19 protein-coding genes are annotated in these 19,176 nt (G+C 70.8%); 3 read left to right on the top strand and 16 right to left on the bottom strand.

Annotated features, from left to right (window positions below; all coding sequences use genetic code 11):
- Positions 1–397: 397 nt before the first annotated feature.
- From AB0O00_RS01875 to AB0O00_RS01920, 10 genes are all read right to left on the bottom strand, one after another.
- The gene (locus tag AB0O00_RS01875) at positions 398–874 is read right to left on the bottom strand and encodes an NUDIX domain-containing protein (RefSeq protein WP_363648044.1); all 477 of its coding nucleotides are present in this window, start codon (positions 872–874) and stop codon (positions 398–400) included.
- Entirely contained in the window at positions 871–1,650 is a 780-nt protein-coding gene (locus AB0O00_RS01880; protein WP_363648046.1) for a phosphotransferase, read from the bottom strand. The genes AB0O00_RS01875 and AB0O00_RS01880 overlap by 4 nt, the downstream gene beginning before the upstream one ends.
- Positions 1,647–2,447: a class I SAM-dependent methyltransferase gene (locus AB0O00_RS01885; RefSeq protein ID WP_363648048.1), complete on the bottom strand. Its 801-nt coding sequence runs from the start codon at positions 2,445–2,447 to the stop codon at positions 1,647–1,649. Before AB0O00_RS01885 ends, AB0O00_RS01880 begins: the two co-directional genes overlap by 4 nt.
- 38 nt (positions 2,448–2,485) lie before the next feature.
- Positions 2,486–2,995 carry a topology modulation protein gene (locus tag AB0O00_RS01890; RefSeq protein WP_363648050.1) on the bottom strand — a complete coding sequence of 170 codons (510 nt, stop codon included), beginning with the start codon at positions 2,993–2,995 and terminating at the stop codon, positions 2,486–2,488.
- A gap of 104 nt (positions 2,996–3,099) precedes the next feature.
- Complete coding sequence (locus AB0O00_RS01895; protein WP_363648052.1) at positions 3,100–3,942, bottom strand: radical SAM protein; 843 nt, start codon at positions 3,940–3,942, stop codon at positions 3,100–3,102.
- Complete coding sequence (locus AB0O00_RS01900) at positions 3,939–5,000, bottom strand: hypothetical protein (protein WP_363648054.1); 1,062 nt, start codon at positions 4,998–5,000, stop codon at positions 3,939–3,941. The genes AB0O00_RS01895 and AB0O00_RS01900 overlap by 4 nt, the downstream gene beginning before the upstream one ends.
- On the bottom strand, positions 4,997–6,715 hold the full coding sequence (locus AB0O00_RS01905; RefSeq protein WP_363648056.1) for a carbamoyltransferase C-terminal domain-containing protein: 1,719 nt from the start codon (positions 6,713–6,715) through the stop codon (positions 4,997–4,999). Before AB0O00_RS01905 ends, AB0O00_RS01900 begins: the two co-directional genes overlap by 4 nt.
- 5 nt (positions 6,716–6,720) lie before the next feature.
- Positions 6,721–7,689, bottom strand: coding sequence for a thymidylate synthase (locus tag AB0O00_RS01910; protein WP_363648058.1), 969 nt, complete (start codon positions 7,687–7,689; stop codon positions 6,721–6,723).
- Between the two features lie 32 nt (positions 7,690–7,721).
- Positions 7,722–8,714: an NAD-dependent epimerase/dehydratase family protein gene (locus tag AB0O00_RS01915; RefSeq protein WP_363648060.1), complete on the bottom strand. Its 993-nt coding sequence runs from the start codon at positions 8,712–8,714 to the stop codon at positions 7,722–7,724.
- 63 nt (positions 8,715–8,777) lie between these two features.
- Positions 8,778–8,993: a hypothetical protein gene (locus AB0O00_RS01920; RefSeq protein ID WP_363648062.1), complete on the bottom strand. Its 216-nt coding sequence runs from the start codon at positions 8,991–8,993 to the stop codon at positions 8,778–8,780.
- Between the two features lie 310 nt (positions 8,994–9,303).
- Here AB0O00_RS01920 and AB0O00_RS01925 point away from each other — a divergent pair, with 310 nt between their 5' ends.
- On the top strand, positions 9,304–10,638 hold the full coding sequence (locus tag AB0O00_RS01925) for a hypothetical protein (RefSeq protein WP_363648064.1): 1,335 nt from the start codon (positions 9,304–9,306) through the stop codon (positions 10,636–10,638).
- A 31-nt stretch (positions 10,639–10,669) separates the two neighbouring features.
- Positions 10,670–11,755 (top strand): UDP-N-acetylmuramate dehydrogenase, encoded by a 1,086-nt coding sequence (locus tag AB0O00_RS01930; protein ID WP_363648066.1) that lies wholly within the window; start codon positions 10,670–10,672, stop codon positions 11,753–11,755.
- Between the two features lie 35 nt (positions 11,756–11,790).
- Here AB0O00_RS01930 and AB0O00_RS01935 read toward each other — a convergent pair whose 3' ends face one another.
- From AB0O00_RS01935 to AB0O00_RS01960, 6 genes are all read right to left on the bottom strand, one after another.
- Complete coding sequence (locus tag AB0O00_RS01935; protein WP_363648068.1) at positions 11,791–12,753, bottom strand: hypothetical protein; 963 nt, start codon at positions 12,751–12,753, stop codon at positions 11,791–11,793.
- Positions 12,754–13,036: 283 nt separating this feature from the next.
- Positions 13,037–13,360, bottom strand: coding sequence for a hypothetical protein (locus tag AB0O00_RS01940; RefSeq protein WP_363648070.1), 324 nt, complete (start codon positions 13,358–13,360; stop codon positions 13,037–13,039).
- Positions 13,361–13,471: 111 nt separating this feature from the next.
- Positions 13,472–13,807 carry a hypothetical protein gene (locus AB0O00_RS01945; RefSeq protein WP_363648072.1) on the bottom strand — a complete coding sequence of 112 codons (336 nt, stop codon included), beginning with the start codon at positions 13,805–13,807 and terminating at the stop codon, positions 13,472–13,474.
- A 493-nt stretch (positions 13,808–14,300) separates the two neighbouring features.
- Entirely contained in the window at positions 14,301–15,290 is a 990-nt protein-coding gene (locus AB0O00_RS01950) for a DUF2637 domain-containing protein (protein ID WP_363648074.1), read from the bottom strand.
- 308 nt (positions 15,291–15,598) lie between these two features.
- Positions 15,599–16,924 carry a DUF3631 domain-containing protein gene (locus AB0O00_RS01955; RefSeq protein WP_363648076.1) on the bottom strand — a complete coding sequence of 442 codons (1,326 nt, stop codon included), beginning with the start codon at positions 16,922–16,924 and terminating at the stop codon, positions 15,599–15,601.
- Positions 16,925–17,007: 83 nt separating this feature from the next.
- On the bottom strand, positions 17,008–17,220 hold the full coding sequence (locus tag AB0O00_RS01960; protein ID WP_363648078.1) for a helix-turn-helix domain-containing protein: 213 nt from the start codon (positions 17,218–17,220) through the stop codon (positions 17,008–17,010).
- A 597-nt stretch (positions 17,221–17,817) separates the two neighbouring features.
- Here AB0O00_RS01960 and AB0O00_RS01965 point away from each other — a divergent pair.
- A complete protein-coding gene (locus tag AB0O00_RS01965) occupies positions 17,818–19,152 on the top strand; it encodes a site-specific integrase (RefSeq protein ID WP_363648080.1) in 1,335 nt (444 codons plus the stop codon).
- Positions 19,153–19,176: the final 24 nt, after the last annotated feature.

Consider the following 19,176-nt stretch of genomic DNA (forward strand, 5'->3'; position numbering starts at 1 on the left):
TTTTTTGTCTGTGGCGTGCCGTGGGGGGGGGGGGCCCTCTAACCCGCACGCGGGTTGGGGTTCCCCCCCCTCTCAGGTCGCTCACCCCAACGGAGCTTCCGTCTTCTGTGAGTCTTCCATGCCCGTGGCTGTGCTGTCGTGCGTTGTCACTGGTGTGGTGACGGGCCCGAATGGTGTTCAAGCTGGTCAGGTCCGCACGGGCCCGCTGGCGCGCGATCACCGGCGTCCACCTCGTCGGGGCTGGGAGTCGCTCATGGTGACGACTGTAGCCAGCGGAGGAGGTGGTCGCCGGGTGTCGACGGATGAAGTGGACCTGGTCAGGTGCCAGTTCCTCGGCGGGCAAGAGCCGGGTGGGCTCGCCGCGAGTGCTCCTCGGCGAGCCCGCCCAGCCACGTCGTCACGCCGCTGCCGGCTCCCAGCCGTAGCGCGAGAATGCGGGACCGCCATCGCGGTAGGCGGTGAGCGCCTGTGCGGCCGTGGGGAAGGCCGGTTCGGGGAGGAGGCTGGCGGGAACCCAGCGGGCCGTGAGGTGCTTGTCGGGTTCGGTGTTGGTGAGCTCGCCAGTCCACGTGTCGGTGGCGAAGACGAAGAGGACGAACTGGCCGGCCTGGTCCCAGCCCTGCTCGACGTGGATGACGTGGACGAGTTCGAGGTCCGCCGGGTCGACGAGCAGGCCGGTCTCCTCCTTGAGTTCGCGGGCGGCGGCCTCGTCGAGGGGTTCGCCCGGCTCGGCCTTGCCGCCGGGGACGGTCCAGGACGGGTGCGGGGACCAGTTGCGGGCGGCGTAGTGCAGGGCGGCGATCGTGTCGGTGTCCTTGTCGTGGACGATCACGCAGACCGCGTTGCGGCTGTTCATCACGCTGTTGGTCGTCACGGTGCCCACTCCTTGTCGAAGCGCCGGAGGATGTCAGAGGTCCAGGCCGGCCGCACGGTGTGCCAGCTGAACCGGTAGTTGTTGGTGCCGAGGTAGGGCGCGGTGAGGACGTGCTGGAACTCGCACCACGCGGCGAACTCGCCCCAGGTACAACCGGGCAGGCCGCGGTGCTGCGGGTGACGGTTGTAGGTGTCCACGGCCTGGCGGATGGTGTCCTCGGGCAGTGGGCCAGTGGTCATGGCGGTGCTGACGACGAGCTTGGCGAGGTCGTAGCCGAAGGGGGCGAGGGTGAGGGAGTCGAAGTCGATGACGGTCACATCCGCGCCGGTGATGAGGAAGTTGCGCGGGTTGGCATCCTTGTAGAAGGCAGCCGGCATCGTGGCAGCCCGCTCCAGCCAGCCGTCGATCGCCTCACGGGTCAGGGCCAGGCCCGGTACGGCGCCGGAGGCCAGGAGGTGGTGGAGGCGTTCGCGGCGACCTGCGGCGAAGCCGGCGATGGTGGTGCCGTCGCTGGTGTGGGGTGCGTCCAGGCGGGCGGCGTGCAGTTCGCGGGTGTGTGCGGTGGTGTGTTGGTGGCCGAGGAGGTCGGCCAGGGGTACGAGGTCGTCGGCGGTGCCGTGGAGGCCGTCGAGGTGCTCGAAGTCGATGCCGGTGGGGTGGACTTGGAGGACCTTGGGGATGCGTACGTCGGGGTTGGCGCGGGCGATCCACCGGTGGTGGGCCAGGGCCTGCTGCTGGGTCTGGGGGTCCGCGTAGGTCTTGGTGAAGGCCCTCATCGGCGGGAGGCCACGACGTAGGTGACGTTCGAGGTGGTGTCCAGCGGGCCGTCGCCAACGGCCTTCCGCAGCCGCCGCGCGATCTCGCCAGCGTCGTAGGGGAGTTGGTACTTTGGGTTGGTGGCGGCGTAGGCGGCGATGTGGTCGGCGTCGGTGAAGCGGAAGCGGTGTTCGTGGTGGATGACCTGCTGGACGTCGAGGCAGGTGGCCACGATGTCGGCCTGGTTGTGGCTGTGGAAGGTCTCGTAAAGGCTCGGCCGGGTGGTGGCCTCGGGGTCGAGGCCGCTGGCGGCGATCGCCTCGTCCAGGGTTCGGTAGCTGTCGGCGGACTTGGTGACCGTGATTGACAGGCCGCCGGGGGCCAGGCAGCGGGTGATCTCCGCGATGACGGCGGCGGGCCGGGGCGAGTGGTAGAGGCAGAACGCCGCGACGGCCACCGCCACGGAGGAGTTGGGCAGGGCGATGGCGTGGAAGTCGCCTCGCATGGTTTTCGCGCCCGTGTGCCCGGCGAGTCTGCGCTCGGTTTCGGCGAGGAGGGCGGCGGACTGGTCGAAGGCGATGAGGCGGGGCGGGGTGAGCCGTTCGGCGAGGGCGAGGGTGGTGGTGCCGCGTCCGCAGCCGATGTCGAGGACGGTGCCGCGCAGGCCGGTGGCGGCGAGGTCGGCGATGACGGTGGCGGGGTGGGGGCCGGCGGTCTTGACGCGGGCGAGGGCGCTGGTGCGCTGGGTGATGCGGTCGGCGTCGGCGTACAGGTCGTGGCGGACGCGGGCAGCGTCGAGGAACGGGTTGGCGGTCATGGACAGGTGGAGCCTTCCCGGTGAAGAGGCGGGTCAGATCACGTCTGTGGTGGCACGGTGGCCACGAACCGGGTGGCGGCCCGGCGGCTGGTGAGAGTGACGACGCGGGCGTGGCCAGCGTGCTCGGCGATCAGCGCGCGGACCTTGGGCCGCATCTGGCGCCGGTAGCCGAGGATGTAGCGGATGAAGCCCCAGTGGATGCGGTCGAAGACGCCCTGCTCGGTGTGCTGGCCGCCGCGGTAGCGGCGACGGCGCTGGAGGATCCCCCACAGGCACACGATCGGGGGGATATCGAGGAAGACGACGGTGTCGGCCCGCTTGAGGCGGATGGGGAGGGTCGAGGCGAAGTTGCCGTCGATCACCCAGCGCGGTTCGGCGACCAGGTCCTCCTGGAGGGCGGCGAACTTCTCAGGCGGCAGGGTGTTCCAGTCGGAGTCGTAGTAGACGCCGTCGAGGTGGGTGACGGGGGCGTTGATCTTTGCGGCGAGCTGGCGTCCGAGGGTCGTCTTGCCACTGCCGCCGCAGCCGATGATGGCGATCCTGTCCATGTCGCTACAGGCTACCGAGCCACGCGACGGGCCGGACGGCGGTCGCTTCGGCCCACGCGGGATGTGTCCCGGGCCGGTGCCCGGCCCGGGACGCTTCGCGCTGGTCACGCGGCATCGGCGGCGAGCAGGGTGGCCCGCTCGAAGTCGTACCGGACCTCTCGGCCGGGGCCGGCGACCTCGGCGCACGACAGGTAGACCCGTCCGTCCGGCGCGATCTCCAGTTTCTCGACGACGTCGCTGGGCTGCGGGCAGCGCTCGGGCAGCAGGATGTCGGTGTTGATCGTCATGCCGCCGAGGTCCATGCCGGTCAGCTGTTCGTGGAGGTGCTGGGTCTGTTCCCAGGTGACGGCCGTGATGCCGCTGGTGGCGGCGTTGCCGACCAGGCGGACGCGGTGGAGCATCAGGTCGCGGGCGCCGAGGTCGCGCAGGCGCTTGGCCAGGGCGGGGATGGTGGCGATGTTCTCGCCGGTGAGCGTGCAGGTGGCGCCGAAGGGGAGCATGCGGCCGTGTGCCCAGGCGAGGGTGTCGAAGGCGGCGGCGAAGGAGCCGGGGCGGCGGATGCTGTCGTGGGCGTCGGCGGTGCCGCCGTCCAGGGAGACGCGGAGCATGTCCAGGTACTCGGCGGCCTGGGTCAGGAAGGCCCGGCGCTTGTAGCCGTTGGTGCAGATCTCGGTGCGGTAGCCGAGCGACTTGGCGGCCATCAGGACGGTCGGCAGGCCCTCGAACAGGAGGGGCTCGCCGCCGAGCAGGCACACCCAGTGGCAGTCGTAGGCGGCGGTGAAGTAGGTGAGGGCGGCGGTGGCCTGGTCGACGGTGACGGTGTCGGGGCGCTTGAGGTCCTCACCGTGGTAGCAGGTGGTGCAGGAGAGGTTGCAGCGGAACAGCAGCTCCAGGTAGAGCTTGTCGACCCGCTCGATGCCGGGGAGGACGGGTGCGGCCTGGGTCATGAGCGGGCTCCTTCGATGTCGATGAGCAAGGGCGGGATGGCGGTGCCGGCCAGCTCGGCGGTGAGGGTGCGGAGCTGGCGGGTAAGGCGGAATGGGTCGAGGTGGTCGATGCAGCGGGCGACCAGGTCGGCGTGGGCCTGGCTGCCCGCGGTCTCGGTGAGCGCCGTGATGGTGGCCACGACGTCGGCGGCGCCGGTGACGATCAGCTCGCGCGGCACGACCGCTTCCGCGCCCCGCAGAGTGCGTGGGGCCAGCGGCAGACAGCCGGCGAGGACGGCTTCGAAGAGGCGCTGGGTGAACTGGCCGCTTCGCGCGTACCGGTCGGGGGCGAGGAGCACGGTGGCCAGCGTGGAGCGGTAGAGCGGGGTGACCTCGTCGAAGGGGATGCGGCCGGTGAAGTTCACCTGCGGCCAGCGGGTGGTGTCGGTCCACTTCCCGGCCACCCGGTGCGGCAGCTGGGCGGCGGCCGGGGCGAAGAACTCGCCGAAGGCGGCGTCGCGGTCGTACTGGTTGCCGACGTAGACCAGCGGCAGTAGGCGCTCGAAGGCAGCGAGGGCCGCCGGGTAGGCCTGGTCGAGGGCATCGTCGGCGACAGGGAAGAGCAGACTGACCGCTCCGGGCGACGGGTGGAGGGCCGGCTCGCACACTTGGACGTGCCCGATGGCCCGGAGCGGGTCGTCGGCGGGCAGTTGCCGGTCCTTGTCCCACAAGACCGTGCGGAGGCCGTGCCAGTGGGTGTAGTGGTCGAGGAGCTGTTGCTGGCGGTGCAGGTCGCAGGTGTGCCCCTCCGTGCCGCACGCGGTGGTGTTGCGGCCAGGGATGGACCAGCGCCACTCCAGGAACAGGGCGTCGATCTCGGGCAGTCCACCGTCCCACCGGTAGTTGGCGGACAGGTCAGTGCCAGCCTCGGTCAGGTCCCGGTTGGTCTGGAGGAAGACAACCTCGTGGCCAGCGGCGATGAGGCCATCCACCAGGGTGCGGCGGTGGCTGCGTCCGCCGTCGGGGGTGTCGGCGATCCCCGGGCCGAGGAAGCCCCAGCAGCTGTAGCCGATCCTCATGCCTTGGTCACCCACCAGTCCTCGATCAGGAGCGCGTCCAGTCCGGACTCGGCCAGGCAGTCCAGCGCCATCTCGGGGGTGCCGCAGATCGGCTTGCCCTTGACGTTCAGGGACGTGTTGATCAGCACGGGCACGCCGGTGAGCTCCGCGAAGGCGGCCAGGATGTCGGCGAGCACCGGGTTGTCCCTCGCGGTGAGGGTCTGCACCCGGGCCGTGCCGTTGGCGTGGACGACGGCCGGGATCCGCTTCCGAGCCAGGTCGGTGACCGGCGAGGCTATCGACATGAACGGCGCCTCCTGCCCGAGCGCGAAGTAGTCGACCGCGTTGTCGGCCAGGACGACGGGGGCGAAAGGGCGGAACGGCTCCCGGAACTTCACCGTGGAGTTGAGCCGTTCGACAACACCGGCCTTCAGCGGGGAGGCAAGGATCGAGCGGTGCCCGAGCGCACGTGGGCCGGCTTCAACGCTCCCTTGGAACAGCCCGGCGATCGTTCCCTGGGCGAGCTGACGGGCGACGAAACCGGCCGGGTCGAGCAGGCGCTGGGCAGTCATGCCGGGCCGTGGTTCGGGCGGCAGCGTCAGGCCGGGGTAGGACGGGCCGAGGTAGCAGGCGCGGGCCAGTCCGGCGGGGAGGTCACCGTGCCGGTCGAGGTGGACGGCTGCGGCGGCGCCGATCGCGGTGCCGGAGTCCCCGGGGGCGGGCGGGACGGCGACCTCGTCGAACAGCCCGGAGGCGATGATCTTGCCGATGCTGACGCAGTTCATCGCGACCCCGCCGCCCACGCACAGCAGCCGGGCGCCGGTGCGCTCGCGGGCGATCCGCGCCAGGTGCAGCACCACCTGCTCGGTGCGTTCCTGGAGGGCGGCAGCGAGGTCGGCGTGGACCTGGGCGATGTCCTCGTGCGGACGGCGGGGCGGGCAGGTGAGGGCGGTGAAGGCGGCGGTCAGCCTCGGGTAGCGGCGGTCCATGACCCGCAGGGCGATGAGCCGGTGGTCGAGGACAAAGCCGTTGGTGGTGAGCCGGACGGCCTTGGCGAACAGCGAGCGGAACCGCTTCGGGTCGCCGAGGGCGGCCAGCGCCATGACGGTGCCCTCCTCGTCCCCGCGCCGCCACCCGAGGTGCTCGGTGACGGCGCCGTACACGTAGCCGAGGGAGGCGGGATCGTCGAGGGCGTGGACGATCCGGTACGAGCAGCCGCCCGAGGGCTGCCGCGCGTGGCCGATGGTGGTGGCCTGGGTCTCGCCGAGGCTGTCCACCACCAAGACGGCGGCCTCGTCGTAGCCGGACGCGGCGAACGCGTAGAGCCCGTGGGCGCGGTGGTGCAGCACGGGCTGAACGGCAGCGTTGGGGAAGGCGTCGGCCAGGCGGGCCAGGCGTCGGCGGGTGTTGCCGGCGACCTCGGCGAACGACCGGGCCCGTGGCAGGGCGCGAGCGGCGGTGGCGGGCCGTGCCGCGTGGGCGAGCGCGGCGGGGAGCGCCCGAAGGTAGTGCTGCGGCGTGAAGTTGTAGGCGACGGTGCCGATGTCGGCGCGGGTCAGGCCCGCTTCATCGAGGAGCCAGTCGACGGCCTTGGCCGGGTAGCTCTTGTCGTGCTTGATCGCGCTGAGTCTCTCCTCCTCCACGAACCCGACGAGTTGGCCGTCGACGAGCAGAGCGGCAGCGGAGTCGTGGGTGTAGGAGCACAGGCCCAGCACGGTGCTGCGGTTCGTGGCCACCGCGCTCACCTCTTCGCCGGGATTGCCGGAGTGGGCATCTGCGCGAGCGGGATCTTCTGCTCGCGCTGGTCGTACCAGAGGGCCAGGGCCTCGGGCAGCGGCCCGGTCGCCTCGGCGGCCCTGGCGCGGGCCTCGTCGCGACGTCCGGCCTTCCACAGCCGGTAGCTGGCCAGGACGGCGGCGAAGCCGTCCCAGACCGGGTGGCCGACCGCCTCGCCCGCCGTGACCTGCTTCATCAGCAGGTCGAAGTCCTCCCAGGGGATGCCGAGCGGCTGCCACGTCGGGGAGGCGGGCGCGTCGGCGACGAGGCTCCAGGCGGTGTCCTGGTGCTGGGCATACAGGTGCAGGGAGTCGACGTGGTGGTGGTAGTCGCCGACCTGGACTCCGAGCCAGCCGGCCATCAGCTCGTGCAGGACGGTCGTGGTGATCAGGTCGTACGGAAGGCCGAGCCACACGTCCTGGCTCCGCATGCTGGTGTGCATCTCCAGGCGGCCCTCGCGCAGGTAGAAGCGGTAGCCGAGGGTGCAGGGGACATCCTTGTGGCCGGCGGTGTCGCGGCTCGGGTCGAAGATCTGGACGACGGCGCGGCGGCTCTCGCCGTCGCGGGTCAACTGCCGCCGGACGTAGTCGAGCTGGTCCAATCGTCCGTGCCAGCGTCGTAGGCGCGGACCGTAGGCGCCCTGGAGAGCTCCGTGGTCGGTGAGCCCTGCCAGGCGGCTGTTGAAGTCGTGAATCCAGTCCGCGCTGGAGCCGGAGAGGATCCACACGGTCTCGGCTGCGGCGAACGCGGGATTCAGCACCCGGTACGGGCTGAGGTGGACCATCCGGGCGGCCGGGTTGGTCAGCTTGAGGTAGGCGCCCATGAGTTCGGCGGTGGCCATGCCGCGCGGCGCGACGCTGCGGCCCTGGCTCAGGATGGCCTTGCTGGCGCGGGTGAACAGCGCGTTCGCACTGTCCGCGGTGGTGACGAACACGATTCCTCCGGTGAGACGGCGGGGCGGATCGTTCAGGCGCCCACGGGCTGCGGGGAGTTGGCGGTGAGGTGGGCGAGCTGGCGGGAGATGCCCTGGAGGAGCGCGGTGCGGGGCGCCCAGCCCAGGAGGTCGGCCGCCCGGGAGTGGTCGGCGAGGGTGGCCTCGACGTCGCCGGCCTGGGCGGGCAGCTGGTTGACCGGCACCGCGTGGCCGGTCAGCTCCTCGACGGCGGCCAGCACCTCCAGCACGCTGGTGCTGACCCCGGCGCCGATGTTGAGCACCGCCATGGTGACGGGCGCGGTCGCGGCGGCGGTGGCGGCCCGGACCACGTCACCGACGTAGGTGAAGTCGCGACGCTGGCCGCCGTCCCCGTAGAGGTCCAACGCGGGGCCGCCGAGCGCCGCCGTGAGCGCTCGGCCGATCAACATGTCGTCGCGCTGGCGAGGCCCGTAGACGGTGAACAGCCGAAGCGCCACCGCCGCGACCGTGGAGGTGGCCTTGCCCGCGTGGGCCAGGCACAGCTGTTCGCCTGCGAGCTTGCTGACCGCGTACGGGGACTCGGGGTTGGGCGTGATCTCCTCGCCGGTGGCGCCGCCGTTGGTGGTCCCGTAGACGCTGGACGAGGAGGCGTAGACCAGGCGGGGAACGCGGACGTCCTCGCAGGCGGCCAGCACGCGTTCGGTCGCGAAGACGTTGCAGGCGGTGTACTCGGCGAACCGCTCGCCCCAAGAACCCCGCACGCCTGGCAGAGCGGCGAAGTGGAAGACCGCTTCGGCCTGCAGAAACAGGGCCTGGAGCGGGCAGGTCCTCAAGTCGGCGGCGACGAAGGTGAAGCCGGGGTGATCGAGGGCCCCCGCGAGCCTGGCTGCCGCCCCCGGGTCGGTGCGCGGGTCACGGCGGTCCACCCCGACGACGGTGGTGCCGGCCGCGAGGAGGGCGTCGACCAGGTGCGAGCCGATGAAGCCTGCGGCCCCGGTGACGACCGCCCGGGACAGGGCGCCTCCGGGCGTTGTGTTGTGCTGCATTGAAGTCCCCCAATGGTCTTGCCGGTTGGTGTCTGGATGGGCGGGCCGCTGTGGGCCGGACGGTCAGGCCGTGTGCGGCGTGGGCGGCTGAACGCCGTCGAGCGCCGTGGTGTGGCTGTGGCTCGATGCGGCGAGCTGGTGCTGGACGACCGTGCCGAGCAGGGCGAGGCACAGGACGTGGCCGAGGACCCACAGGGCGGTGAAGATAACCGAGCCGATCGGGTCACGATCGGTGCTGCGGCAGCGCCCGCCAGGCGTCCTGCGCAGAACGCGGATCATCGTCTTCTCCTCCGGACTACGCGCGGCGTTGGAGGCCGCAGTGGTCGAGTGCAATCGAGCTACCGAATGCGCGAAGCCCTTGGGTGGTCGCGCTGCCCCACGACCGGACGGGCGGTGGCGTTCGCGAGGTGGCGGCCGGGGCGTGTCGAAACACTCACGCACTGCAACCCCGGCCGGGAAGGGGCAGTGATGGTCAGTCAGGTCAGGTGCCAGTCAGAATGGTCAGAATCGCGCGAGGGCGGAGGTCAGCGCCTGTGGCTGCTGTACGTTGGCGAAGAACTGTCGGCCGCATCGGACTTCGAGGTCACCTGTGGACGAAGGCTCTCTGCTCGGCGACTGCCTCAAGCAACTGGACTGGTCGCCCGACAAGCTGGCACGCGAGATCAACCGCGTGCGCCCGAACAGCATCAGCCCGAAGGCCCCCTACGGCTGGCTCAAGGGCTCCACGCCGCGCGGTGATCTTCCCCAGATCGTCGCCTCGGTCCTCTCCCACCACCTGAAGGAGACGATCACGGTCGCGGCCCTGTGGCCGGCGAAGGCAACCCTGGTCGGCTCTGACGGCTGGCTGCGGCAGCCGTGGTCGCAGGAGGGCACGTGGGCGGGGCTCGGGTCCTTCACGGCCGGTCCCCTGCGTTCCGGCCTCGGCGTGCTTCGGCCCTTGTCCGGCCAGGGCCTCATCGGCGCGGCCGTCGAGTGGCTGACCACAGAGGACGAGCCTGTCATCGGGCGGCCGAGCGGGGAAACGATCAGCCTGCAAGTCATCGACGTCCTCGTTGATCGTGTCGCCCAGCTCCGCCGGATCGACGACGTCCAGGGCGGCCCGCTCGTACTGGACTGGATCACCCAAGACCTGAACTGGGCCGCCCACTTGGCCCGCAACGGCTCCTACGATCCGGCCATAGGGCAGTGTCTCCACAGCGTGCTCGCCGAGCTCGCGCAGCTGGCCGGCTGGCTGGCGTGCGACCTCGGGCGCAACGCCCTCGGACAGCGCTACCTCCTGTTCGGCCTCCGTGCCGCGCACACAGCCAACAACCGCGCGCTCGGCGCGAACATCGTCTCCTGCCTCAGCTACCAGGCGGCCTGGGGCGACACGCACGACGAGGCCCTTCGCCTGATCAAGATTGCCCGGCAGGGAATCGGCGGAACACCCGGCGGCGCGGTCCACGCGCTCCTCGCCACCCGGCAAGCCCGCGCCCACGCCCAGCTGGGCCAACTGGACGACTGCGCCAGGGCCATCGACGAGGCAGCCGCCGCCCTGGCCGAGTCCGCAGCGGACGACACCACGCCTGCTTGGGCCTACTGGGTGACACCGGCGGTTCTGGCCGCCGATGCCGGCCGGGCGTGGCTCGAACTCGGCCGCCCGGAAGTCGCCGAACGGCACCTCCTCCACGGCCTGCACCTCTTCGGCGACGAGCAGCCCCGGAACCGGCTCCTGCACACGATGTCCTTGGCGAAGGCCCGGCTGCGGCAGCGCGATCTCGACGGCGCCGCCGACGCCACCCACCAGGCCCTCGACCTCCGCTCGTACCTCGAATCCGGCAGGGCCAGACAGCGGATGACCGGCCTGCGTGACGAGTTCAAGCAGTCCGACAGTCCGCTGGCGCACGACGTCACCGAGCAGATCAGCGCCGTCCTGGCCGCATAACCTGTACTCCCCCACGCACCCGAGGTAGCGCATGTACGTCCGCACACAGGTCCCGCTGGCTCCCCTCACCACCCTCGGCATCGGCGGAAACGCCGAGACCCTCGCCGAGTTGACCGACCCGGCCGAGTACCCCGAGGTGGTCGCTCTGGCCGACCGAGAGGGCACGAGGCCCCTGGTTCTCGGCGGCGGCAGCAACATCCTCGTCGCCGATGCCGGGTGCAGCGCGCCCGTCATCCGAATGGCTACCCAGGGCGTGGAGTTCGAGCAAGGTGAGGACGGCGAGACGGTCACCGTCACCGTCCAGGCCGGGCACGTCCTCCAGGATCTCGTCGAACGGACCGTCGACAACGGTCTGACCGGGATGGAGACGCTGATCGGCATCCCCGGCACCGTTGGCGCCACCCCGGTCCAGAACGTCGGTGCGTACGGGCAGGAAGTCGTGGACACCCTTGTACGTGTCACCGCCTGGGACTGGGTCACGGGTCGCGAGGTCGTGCTGTCGGCCGAGGACTGCCGGCTCGGACACCGCACCAGCATCTTCAAGCACTCCACCCGCTGGACGCTCCTGACCGTGACCTTCCGGCTCCGGCCCTCGAAGCTGAGCACCCCGATCACGTACGGGCTGGTCGCCAAGGCGCTCGATGTCCCCAAGGGCACTCCAGTCCCCCTGGCCGATGCGGCAGCCGCGGTGCTGGCGGTGCGACGCAGCAAGGGCATGGTCCTCGACCCCGGAGATGCCGACAACCGAAACGTCGGAAGCGTCTTCCTCAGCCCGGTCGTCGACCACCGGCAGGCCGAGAAGCTCCGGGCCGAACAAGCGCCGGTGAACGACTTCCCGGACGGCCTGACCAGGGTCAGCGCCAGCTGGCTGATCAAGGCCGCCGGCTTCGCCCTCGGCCAGACCATCACGCCAGGCATCCGGATGTCCGGGAAGCACTTCACCCTCGTCGCCGAAGGCCAAGCCACCTCCAGCGCCTTCGCCGCGGCGGCTCGGACCGTCGCTGATGCCGTACAGGAGGCCACCGGAATCCAGCTGACCCCCGAACCCGACCTCTTCGGCGACGAGCCGGACTACCTCCGGCTCAAGCAGAAAGCACTCGCCTCGGTGCCCCTCTGACCGGGCAGGCACTCTGCCCTGCGGCAGGGTGCCCACTACCCGATGGTGGCGAGTCCCCCAAGGTTCATTCCGGCGGTCTTGGCGGCGCGCAGGGCAGTCCTGGCGTGGGCGGCTCCGCTGCGGGTGGCGGCCTCGCCTCCGCCGACGCCGAGCGTTCGCGCACCGAGGCCCGCACAGGCGCGGCAGATGCCAGGCTGGGGCACCGGGTCGTGGCACTTGGCGCACTCGGAGTACCGGGCCGCTGCGGGCCGTACAGCGGGCTGGACGGGCGGCATCTTGTGCTCCAGGCGGTAGCGGAGCACCGCGACCGCCGAGTGCACCGGGGTGGGCAGGCCCGGCAGCAGGGCCTGGGCAAGGTCGGCAGGGGTGCTGCCGCGTTCCAGCCACTCCACGACGAGGGGCGCGAGTTCCTCGGCTTCGGCCTGACCGAGCCGCAGGCGTGGCTCGGGGCGGATCACCCGGAACAGCGTGGCGACTGCCTCGCGGACCTGCTCGTCCGGCACCGCCACGGGCTGTTCGTCGGCCTCGTCCTCGTGGTCTTCCTCCCGCCCTCCCGTGCTCGCCTGCGGCTCGTCGGCGAGGACCGGCTCGTCGGGCTGCCGGGCAGGGAGGGAGGTTCCTTTGTGCCGGTCCTTTGGAAGGGCGTCAGTACCGCCGGTGGTCGCTTCACCGGAGACCGGACGGGTGGCACTCGGCAGCACAGTGAGCTGCGGGGTGTCGTAGACGTGGGTCTCGGTGATGATCGTGCCGTTCGGCATGCGGATCTTCTCGACCCGGTAGAAGCCGGCCTCGGCCAGTTCCTTCAGGGCCTTGCGGATCGCGCTGCGGCCCTGGGGGCTGGTGTCGGCCATGTGCCGGCCGTCCTCGCGCCAGCCGTCAGGGCGGGAGAGGAGGTCAGCGAGGAGGCCGCGGGCGGTGTAGGAGAGCTGCCGGTACTGCAGCATGGCGTTGGGCAGCACGGTGAAGTTGCGCGCGTGGGCGCTACGATGGACACGCATTCGGAGTGACAGCTCCTGGGTGCCGGACCCCGGGGTGTGACAGCACCGCCGGGGTCGCCTATTTTCGGTTGGACCACGGAACGTAGCACACACCCGCCTCGAAGATCGACGCGATCGTGAGCGACCACGATCACATCCTGCAGCCTTTACGGGCAGGCCAGTTGGCGATTCGCCCCGGACCTGCTCGGGCGAGTCGCGAGCTGGGTACTCGTGCCAGCCATTCTGCGGTTATTTCCGCCCGCGGGGAGACCGCCGCCGAACGCTGGCGGTCTCCCCGAGTTGTTCAGGTCAGGTTCCAGACTGCTCCGGCGAGGAGGCCGTCGAAGCCCAACCCGGTCATGGCGTCGTCGAAGTTGTCCCACTCACGTTCGGGGACGGTGAAGTGCTCGTCGAAGTCGGTGGGGGTGAGGTCGGGCTCGTGCCATTCGGCGGTGCAGCGGCAGCGGACGAAGACCTGGGCACGCACGTTCAGGAGGAGCCAGTCGCGGGTGGCGTCGCACTTCGGGCAGGTGATGGTGATGCCGCGCGGGTCGAGCGCGCCGGGGTGAGGGACGGCGCGGATCACGGGACGGTCGGAGGTCGAGTCGGTGTCGGTGGGATCGGGCACGGGCGCCTCCAGGGGTTCTGGCCGGTGGGAACCGACACAAGACGACCCTGTGCGGAAATGTTCCCAACTAGCCAGAACTACATCGAATCGACATCAACTGCCCTGACTTCCCTACCCGCCAACGAGGTTGGCTGCGGTGGTGTCGACCTGGGAGACCGCGAGCCGGACGAGGCGAAGGGTTACGTCGAGCTCAGCGGGGCGGTGGAAGCCGCTGGCGTGGAGGGTGAAGGAGATCTGGTTCAGGTTGTTGCCGACCCGGGCCAGTTGGGCGCGGGAGTTGGCCAGTTCGTCGACTGCGCGGTCGAGTCGGTCTTGAGGATCGCCCGCGCTGAGGCCGCGGGCGTCGTTCAGACTGCTGGTCGCGCAGAAACGCGAGACGGTCTGGGTGCGGCTGGCGGCGGCGCGGCGGATCTCTTCGTACTCGGCGGCGTTGTATCGGACGGTCACGCGGTGCGGGCGCTGCTGCGGGTCGCGGTGGCGGCGGCGTGGCTGGCGCGCGGGAGTACTTGAAGCGAGGTTCTCAGGGCTGTCGCGGTTCTCCTCAGCCTCGGTCGGCGCCCCCTGGTGCCGGGTGGCCGGTGACGAGTCGAGCGCCCCCGCTCGACTCGCCGCCGGCTCCCCTTCGCCGATGGGCGAGGGGGTTGCGTGGGACTGCCCGTGGGGCGGTCCCACGCGATAGCTTGCTGCGCCAGGGGCGGTCGGTTCGGACGCGCGACGCTGATCAGCGCTGAGAGTAGGCGAGTTGAGGAGCGCCTTCAGGTCGTTGGTGGAGCTGTCGGCGTGCTCGGGGTCGTGCTGGTGGTTTGCCAGAGGGGACTCCTGGGACGGACCGGGACGGCGGGCGGGACCGGACCGGACGGGGACGGGCTGCGGGGAGGGGCCCGGGTGCCTCGCGGGACGGGGACGGGCGAGGCACCCGGGGTGAGCGGAGGTGCGCGGATCAGTTGCCGGTGGCGGGTCCGTCGTCGTCCGGTTGGTCCGGACGGACCATCTTCATGACCGTGGTGAGGCGTTCGTCGGACAGTGTGAGGCCCTGGGCGCGGACCGCGTCCCGGACGACGGATCGGCTCAGCCGCCCAGTGCCGGTCCACGTCCGGACGGCGATGTCGGCCAGTTCGTCCAGGGACGCGCCCGGCGGACGGCCGGCGGGCCTGGAGGCCGGGGACCGCTCAGGCATTCCGCTCGGCCCCTGGCCTGCGGCTTCGCCATCGGCAGTGTCGTCGGTCCGAACCTGCTCCGCCTGGTCCGGTTCCGTCCACGGGCGGTCCGCATCACCGGACGGACGGCCCGAGCGGAACTGTTCGTCCGGGGCCGGTGCAAGGCGGCTGTCCTCGTCCGGTCCGTTCGCGGACGGCGTCGGCACGGCGGTTCCGTCCGCCGTCCGGTCCAGTCCGGTTTGCCGGACCGCCGCGGTCTGGTCCGGTCCGGCGGACCGTTCGTCTTCCGGGGACCGTCCGCTGCCGGGAACGGGGACGGAGGTTGCGATGGGGACCGGCGCTTCGCCGTCCGGTGAGGCGGCCGACCGGGTGTGGCGGGTGGTGTGGATACCGAGGTGGACGGCTCCGGCGAGGGCGAGCGGGGAGATGGCGGACAGGACGCAGACGGAGGTGTCGCTCAGGTGCAGGTGCCCGGTTGTGGTGAGGGTCTGCTGGTTGAGGCGGACGGCGTGGAGGGTGTTGGCCCAGATGCTGGCGGCGGTGGAGGCGCCGAACAGCTGCCAGACGTAGGCGCGGGCGGTGAGCGGGGCGGCGCGCAGGAGTAGCAGGGCGCGGACGCTGTAGGCGACGAACCCGTCGATGATGAGCGGGAACAGGTAGGTGAGCTCGTCGCGGATATGGATGGCGAGGGCCATCTGGCGCAGGGCGTCGTAGGAGAGGGCAAAGCCGGTGGCGGCGAGTAGACCGATGGCGGCGTAGTCCCAGACGGTCACACGGCGGGAGTGAGCGGCACGGCGTGTTGGGGCGTGGGGCATGCGGGTGGCGGTTCTCCTCGGGGTGGTCGGGGTGTTGGTGGCGGCAGGCCGTCGCATCCGTCTTGGCCGTCCACGGCCTTGCCTCACTTGGCCTGTTGCCTCACCGGTCCGTCCCACCGCCGTCCTGGTGGCGTACTCGGTGCCAGGGCGGCAGAAGGGCGCGGGACGACGGTGCGACGAACGGTGGGCTGTGCCGTCCACGTGACGGCGTACGGGGCATGGGCTGCGACGGCGGGGACGGCGGCTACCGCTTCCGGCGGGTGGGATCAGGCAACGTTCGCAGGCGTGCGGGGCGGGAGTGGGTGGACCTTGGGGCAGTAGCGGCGCCAGGAGTCGGCGAACTTGTTGAAGGTGTAGCCCTTGCGCTGGGTGCCATCGGGCAGACGGATGTTGGCCGAGGAGATCTGGTAGTCCTTCAGCAACTCGGAGAGCGGACGGGCCGTGAGCCCGCCGCGTCCGTGCTCGCCCCAGGGCGCCTCGGGATCGTCGTTCAGCGCGGCGAGGATCGCGGTGGTGGACAGACTGTCCGGGTCGCCGTGCGCGAAGAAGATCCGGCGGATGTCGGCGAGGATCCGCGCTCCGCCGCAGCCGTCCTCCTCGATCTCCTCCTCGGCGGCGACCATGCGTACGCACGCCTGCCGGGCCCGGCGTGGCCAGGAGCCGCCGGCGAGGTCGGCGACCGCGACCAGGGGTTCCCAGGTGTCGGCGGCCCGGTCCTCGACCGGCATCTCCGGTTCGAGGGCCTGGGCCTGTTCGTGGACCTGGGAGGCCCAGAGGGAGAGCTTGGCGCGGGTCTCCCGCAGCAGGACACCGTCGCGGCGGTCCCGCAGCGGCGCGACGATCTCGCCGTCTGCACGGCGGCGCATGCGGATCACGATCGACCGGTCCATGATCGTGTCGGGCAGGTCGCCGATCCCGGCCAGGGCGGCCATGGCGAACGTCTCGAACTCGCGGGCCTGGTGGTCGGTGCCGACCGCCCGGGTGACCGGGCGATTGCGCTGGTGCCCGGCGTTCAGCAGACCTCGCAGGTCCTCGTACTTCTCGGCGGTCCTGGGGTTGCCGAAGATGGTGTCGACCTCGTCGACCAGCAGGGTCCGGGGCCGCTCGCTGATCGTGCGGTAGACCGCCGCCGCACTGGTGTTGACCGTGATCAGCGGGTCGTGGACGGTTTCGACCAGGACGTCCAGCAAGCGGGACTTGCCGCACCGCCGGGCCGGAGCGACGATCGCCAGACGCGGGGCGTGGAGCCATACCGTCTGCAGGTGCGTCGCGGCGGCCCACAGCGTCACCGCGTCGAGCGCCTCCGCCGAAGGCAGGATCGCGTACCGGGAGACATGGGCGTGCAGCTCCGCCATCAGCGCGGCACCCGGCGACTCCGGCACGTCCGGAACCGCGACGGTATCCGGCAGGTCGTTGGCCGCGCTTTCAGCGGGTGCGGGCTCTCCACAGACTGTGGGCGCCGGGAGCGGCTGGTGAGTCACGTGGACGTCGGGGCGGCCCGGCTTGGCGACCGCCGGCCACGAGGTCGCCACGGCAGGAAGGTTGGACAGGTGGGACTTGGAGGTGATGAGGGACTCCAGGCTGCGGTGCAACGGCGAACCGGTCGCACCGCTCGGGGGATAGGAGGGCGAGGAGGGGACTGCCGGCTTCCTCGGGCGAGTGAGACGGGGCGGGATCAGGCCGCCTGGTCGGCGCTCTGGCCGTCGAGCCAGGCTTCCACCTCCACCCAGCGGTACCGCAGGTGCCGGCCGACCTTGATCGCCACAGGGCCCTGGCGACGGTGTCGCCAGGCGTACACGGTCTGCAGCGGGACGCCGAGGTACGCGGCGAGCTCCTCTGCGCTGGCCAGCGGACGACGATCGAAGGCGGCACGGGAAGTCTTCGGCAAAGAGGTCTCCGGAGAGTAGGGGACGGGGAATTCCGGTAGATCGGCAAGGCCCGTAATGGGCCAGGCGCGTCTGCGTGGGGAGGAGTCTGCACGCGACACGGAGAAAAACCTAAAAGGACTCCGAGTCGTCTGCCGGACACCTCGGGCGAGGGCTGAGCCTTGCCCGGGGAACGGCGTGCGGGGAATTCTCCACGTATCCCGGCTCGCAACCTAAAAAGGCTCCGAACTGGCTCTCTGGCTACCCGGTCGGTGAGCGCTGCGCCGGGCAAAGCGGCACACGGAGGGATCGTCGCGAGCCCCTCTCGCAGGCGAGCGGCCTTGCTTTTGCAAGGGGTTCGGCCCGCCCCCCGACGTGAGGTCGACCACCTGGGACGATCCGTCACTATCGGGACGATCGGATACGGATGAATCCCTTTGGGGCTCCATGCTTGACAAAAGGCCGCCGGGCGATCAATATCCAACACCCGCCCGAGAACGGGCTCCGTGCGCGTTTCTTCTCAGCGGCTCACTCGGCAAGCAGATCGTCCTGCCGCGACTTTCCCACCTCACCGCCGGCCGAAGGCCGCGCCTCCCTATGTCCCCGACCAGAGGAGCCGAATGGCGACCGTTTACGACACCTGGCACAAGACCCACCCGCGCCCCACCGACAAGCCCTGCGGCGAGCACAAGGGCAAGTACCCCACCGCCGACCACGGCAAGGGCAAGCGCTGGCAGGTCCGCTACCGAGACCCCAGCGGCGAGCAGCGCAAGCTCAACTTCGCCCGGCGGGCCGATGCCGATGCGGAGGCTTCCCGCCTCGACAACGACCTCAAGCGCGGCGCCTACATCGACCCCGCCCTCGGCAAGGAGACGTTCCGCGAAGTCGGCGAGCGGTGGCGCGCGAGCGCCGTCCACGGGTCGAGCACCGTCGAGCGCGTCGACCGGGCGCTTCGCCTGCACATCTACCCGATCCTCGGCGACGGGGCCATCGCGGGCGTCAAGACCTCGGACATCCAGGCGTGGGTCAAGGACCGCTCGAAGGTGCTGGCGCCGTCGACCCTGCGGGTGCACTACAGCTACGTGACCGCGATCTTTCGCGTCGCGGAGTTGGACCGCCAGATCCCGTTCAACCCGACGAAGGGGGTGAAGCTGCCGCCTCCGCCGCGCAAGGAGATCGTCCCGCTCGCCGTCGAGGTCGTGGCGGCCCTGGTCGATGCCGCTCCCGGCTGGTACCGGGTGCTACTGCTCCTGGCGGCGGCCTCGGGGCTGCGGCAGGGCGAGCTGTTCGGGCTTGAGCTGGCGCACATCGACTTCAAGCGCGGCACGGTCCAGGTGAAGCAGCAGGTGGTCGGCCCCGATCGGGGTGAGCCCTACCTCGCTCCGCCCAAGACCCACGAGAGCTACCGGACGGTCCCGGTGGCCAAGCCTGCGATGGACGCGCTGGCGGCGCATCTGGAGAAGTACCCGGCCCGCCGGGTCGACATCGAGGACCGCACCGACCCGCGCCCCGCCAAGTGGAAGCGCCGGAAGGCGCTGCTCGTCTTCACCAACGAGCGCGGTGAGGCGATCCGTCGCGCAGCCTGGGCGGCAGTCTGGGAGAACCTTGTGCGAGTTGCCGACAAGGCCCTCCGGAAGCAGCACGAGGGCGCGCTCAAGAGCTGGGAGCGCCGAGGCCGGCCGGATGGCGCGGAGCCGACGCTTCGCCAGGTGCCGGACGACGCGACGATGCACGACCTCCGGCACTTCTACGCCTCGGTGCTGATCAAGCACCGCGAGAGCGTCAAGACGGTGCAGAAGCGGCTCGGCCACGCCAAGCCGTCGATCACGCTCAACACCTACACGCACCTGTGGCCGGACGAGGAGGACACAACGAGGGCGGCGATCGAGGCTGTATTCGACGCTGTGCCTTCGATGTGTTCGCAGGCTGCGAAGACCTCGGGGCAGGCGAGCTGAGGCGAGGCTCTCTGGAGGTCGAGT

Origin of the sequence: Kitasatospora sp. NPDC093558 (assembly GCF_040683475.1) — a bacterium.
In the GTDB taxonomy this organism is placed as follows: domain Bacteria; phylum Actinomycetota; class Actinomycetes; order Streptomycetales; family Streptomycetaceae; genus Kitasatospora.

Bases quoted from the DNA above. Each gene is read 5' to 3' on its own strand.
- AB0O00_RS01880 (WP_363648046.1), bottom strand. From the start codon at position 1,650: ATGAGGGCCTTCACCAAGACCTACGCGGACCCCCAGACCCAGCAGCAG.
- AB0O00_RS01885 (WP_363648048.1), bottom strand. From the start codon at position 2,447: ATGACCGCCAACCCGTTCCTCGACGCTGCCCGCGTCCGCCACGACCTG.
- AB0O00_RS01890 (WP_363648050.1), bottom strand. From the start codon at position 2,995: ATGGACAGGATCGCCATCATCGGCTGCGGCGGCAGTGGCAAGACGACC.
- AB0O00_RS01895 (WP_363648052.1), bottom strand. From the start codon at position 3,942: ATGACCCAGGCCGCACCCGTCCTCCCCGGCATCGAGCGGGTCGACAAG.
- AB0O00_RS01900 (WP_363648054.1), bottom strand. From the start codon at position 5,000: ATGAGGATCGGCTACAGCTGCTGGGGCTTCCTCGGCCCGGGGATCGCC.
- AB0O00_RS01915 (WP_363648060.1), bottom strand. From the start codon at position 8,714: ATGCAGCACAACACAACGCCCGGAGGCGCCCTGTCCCGGGCGGTCGTC.
- AB0O00_RS01920 (WP_363648062.1), bottom strand. From the start codon at position 8,993: ATGATCCGCGTTCTGCGCAGGACGCCTGGCGGGCGCTGCCGCAGCACC.
- AB0O00_RS01930 (WP_363648066.1), top strand. From the start codon at position 10,670: ATGTACGTCCGCACACAGGTCCCGCTGGCTCCCCTCACCACCCTCGGC.
- AB0O00_RS01935 (WP_363648068.1), bottom strand. From the start codon at position 12,753: ATGCGTGTCCATCGTAGCGCCCACGCGCGCAACTTCACCGTGCTGCCC.
- AB0O00_RS01965 (WP_363648080.1), top strand. From the start codon at position 17,818: ATGGCGACCGTTTACGACACCTGGCACAAGACCCACCCGCGCCCCACC.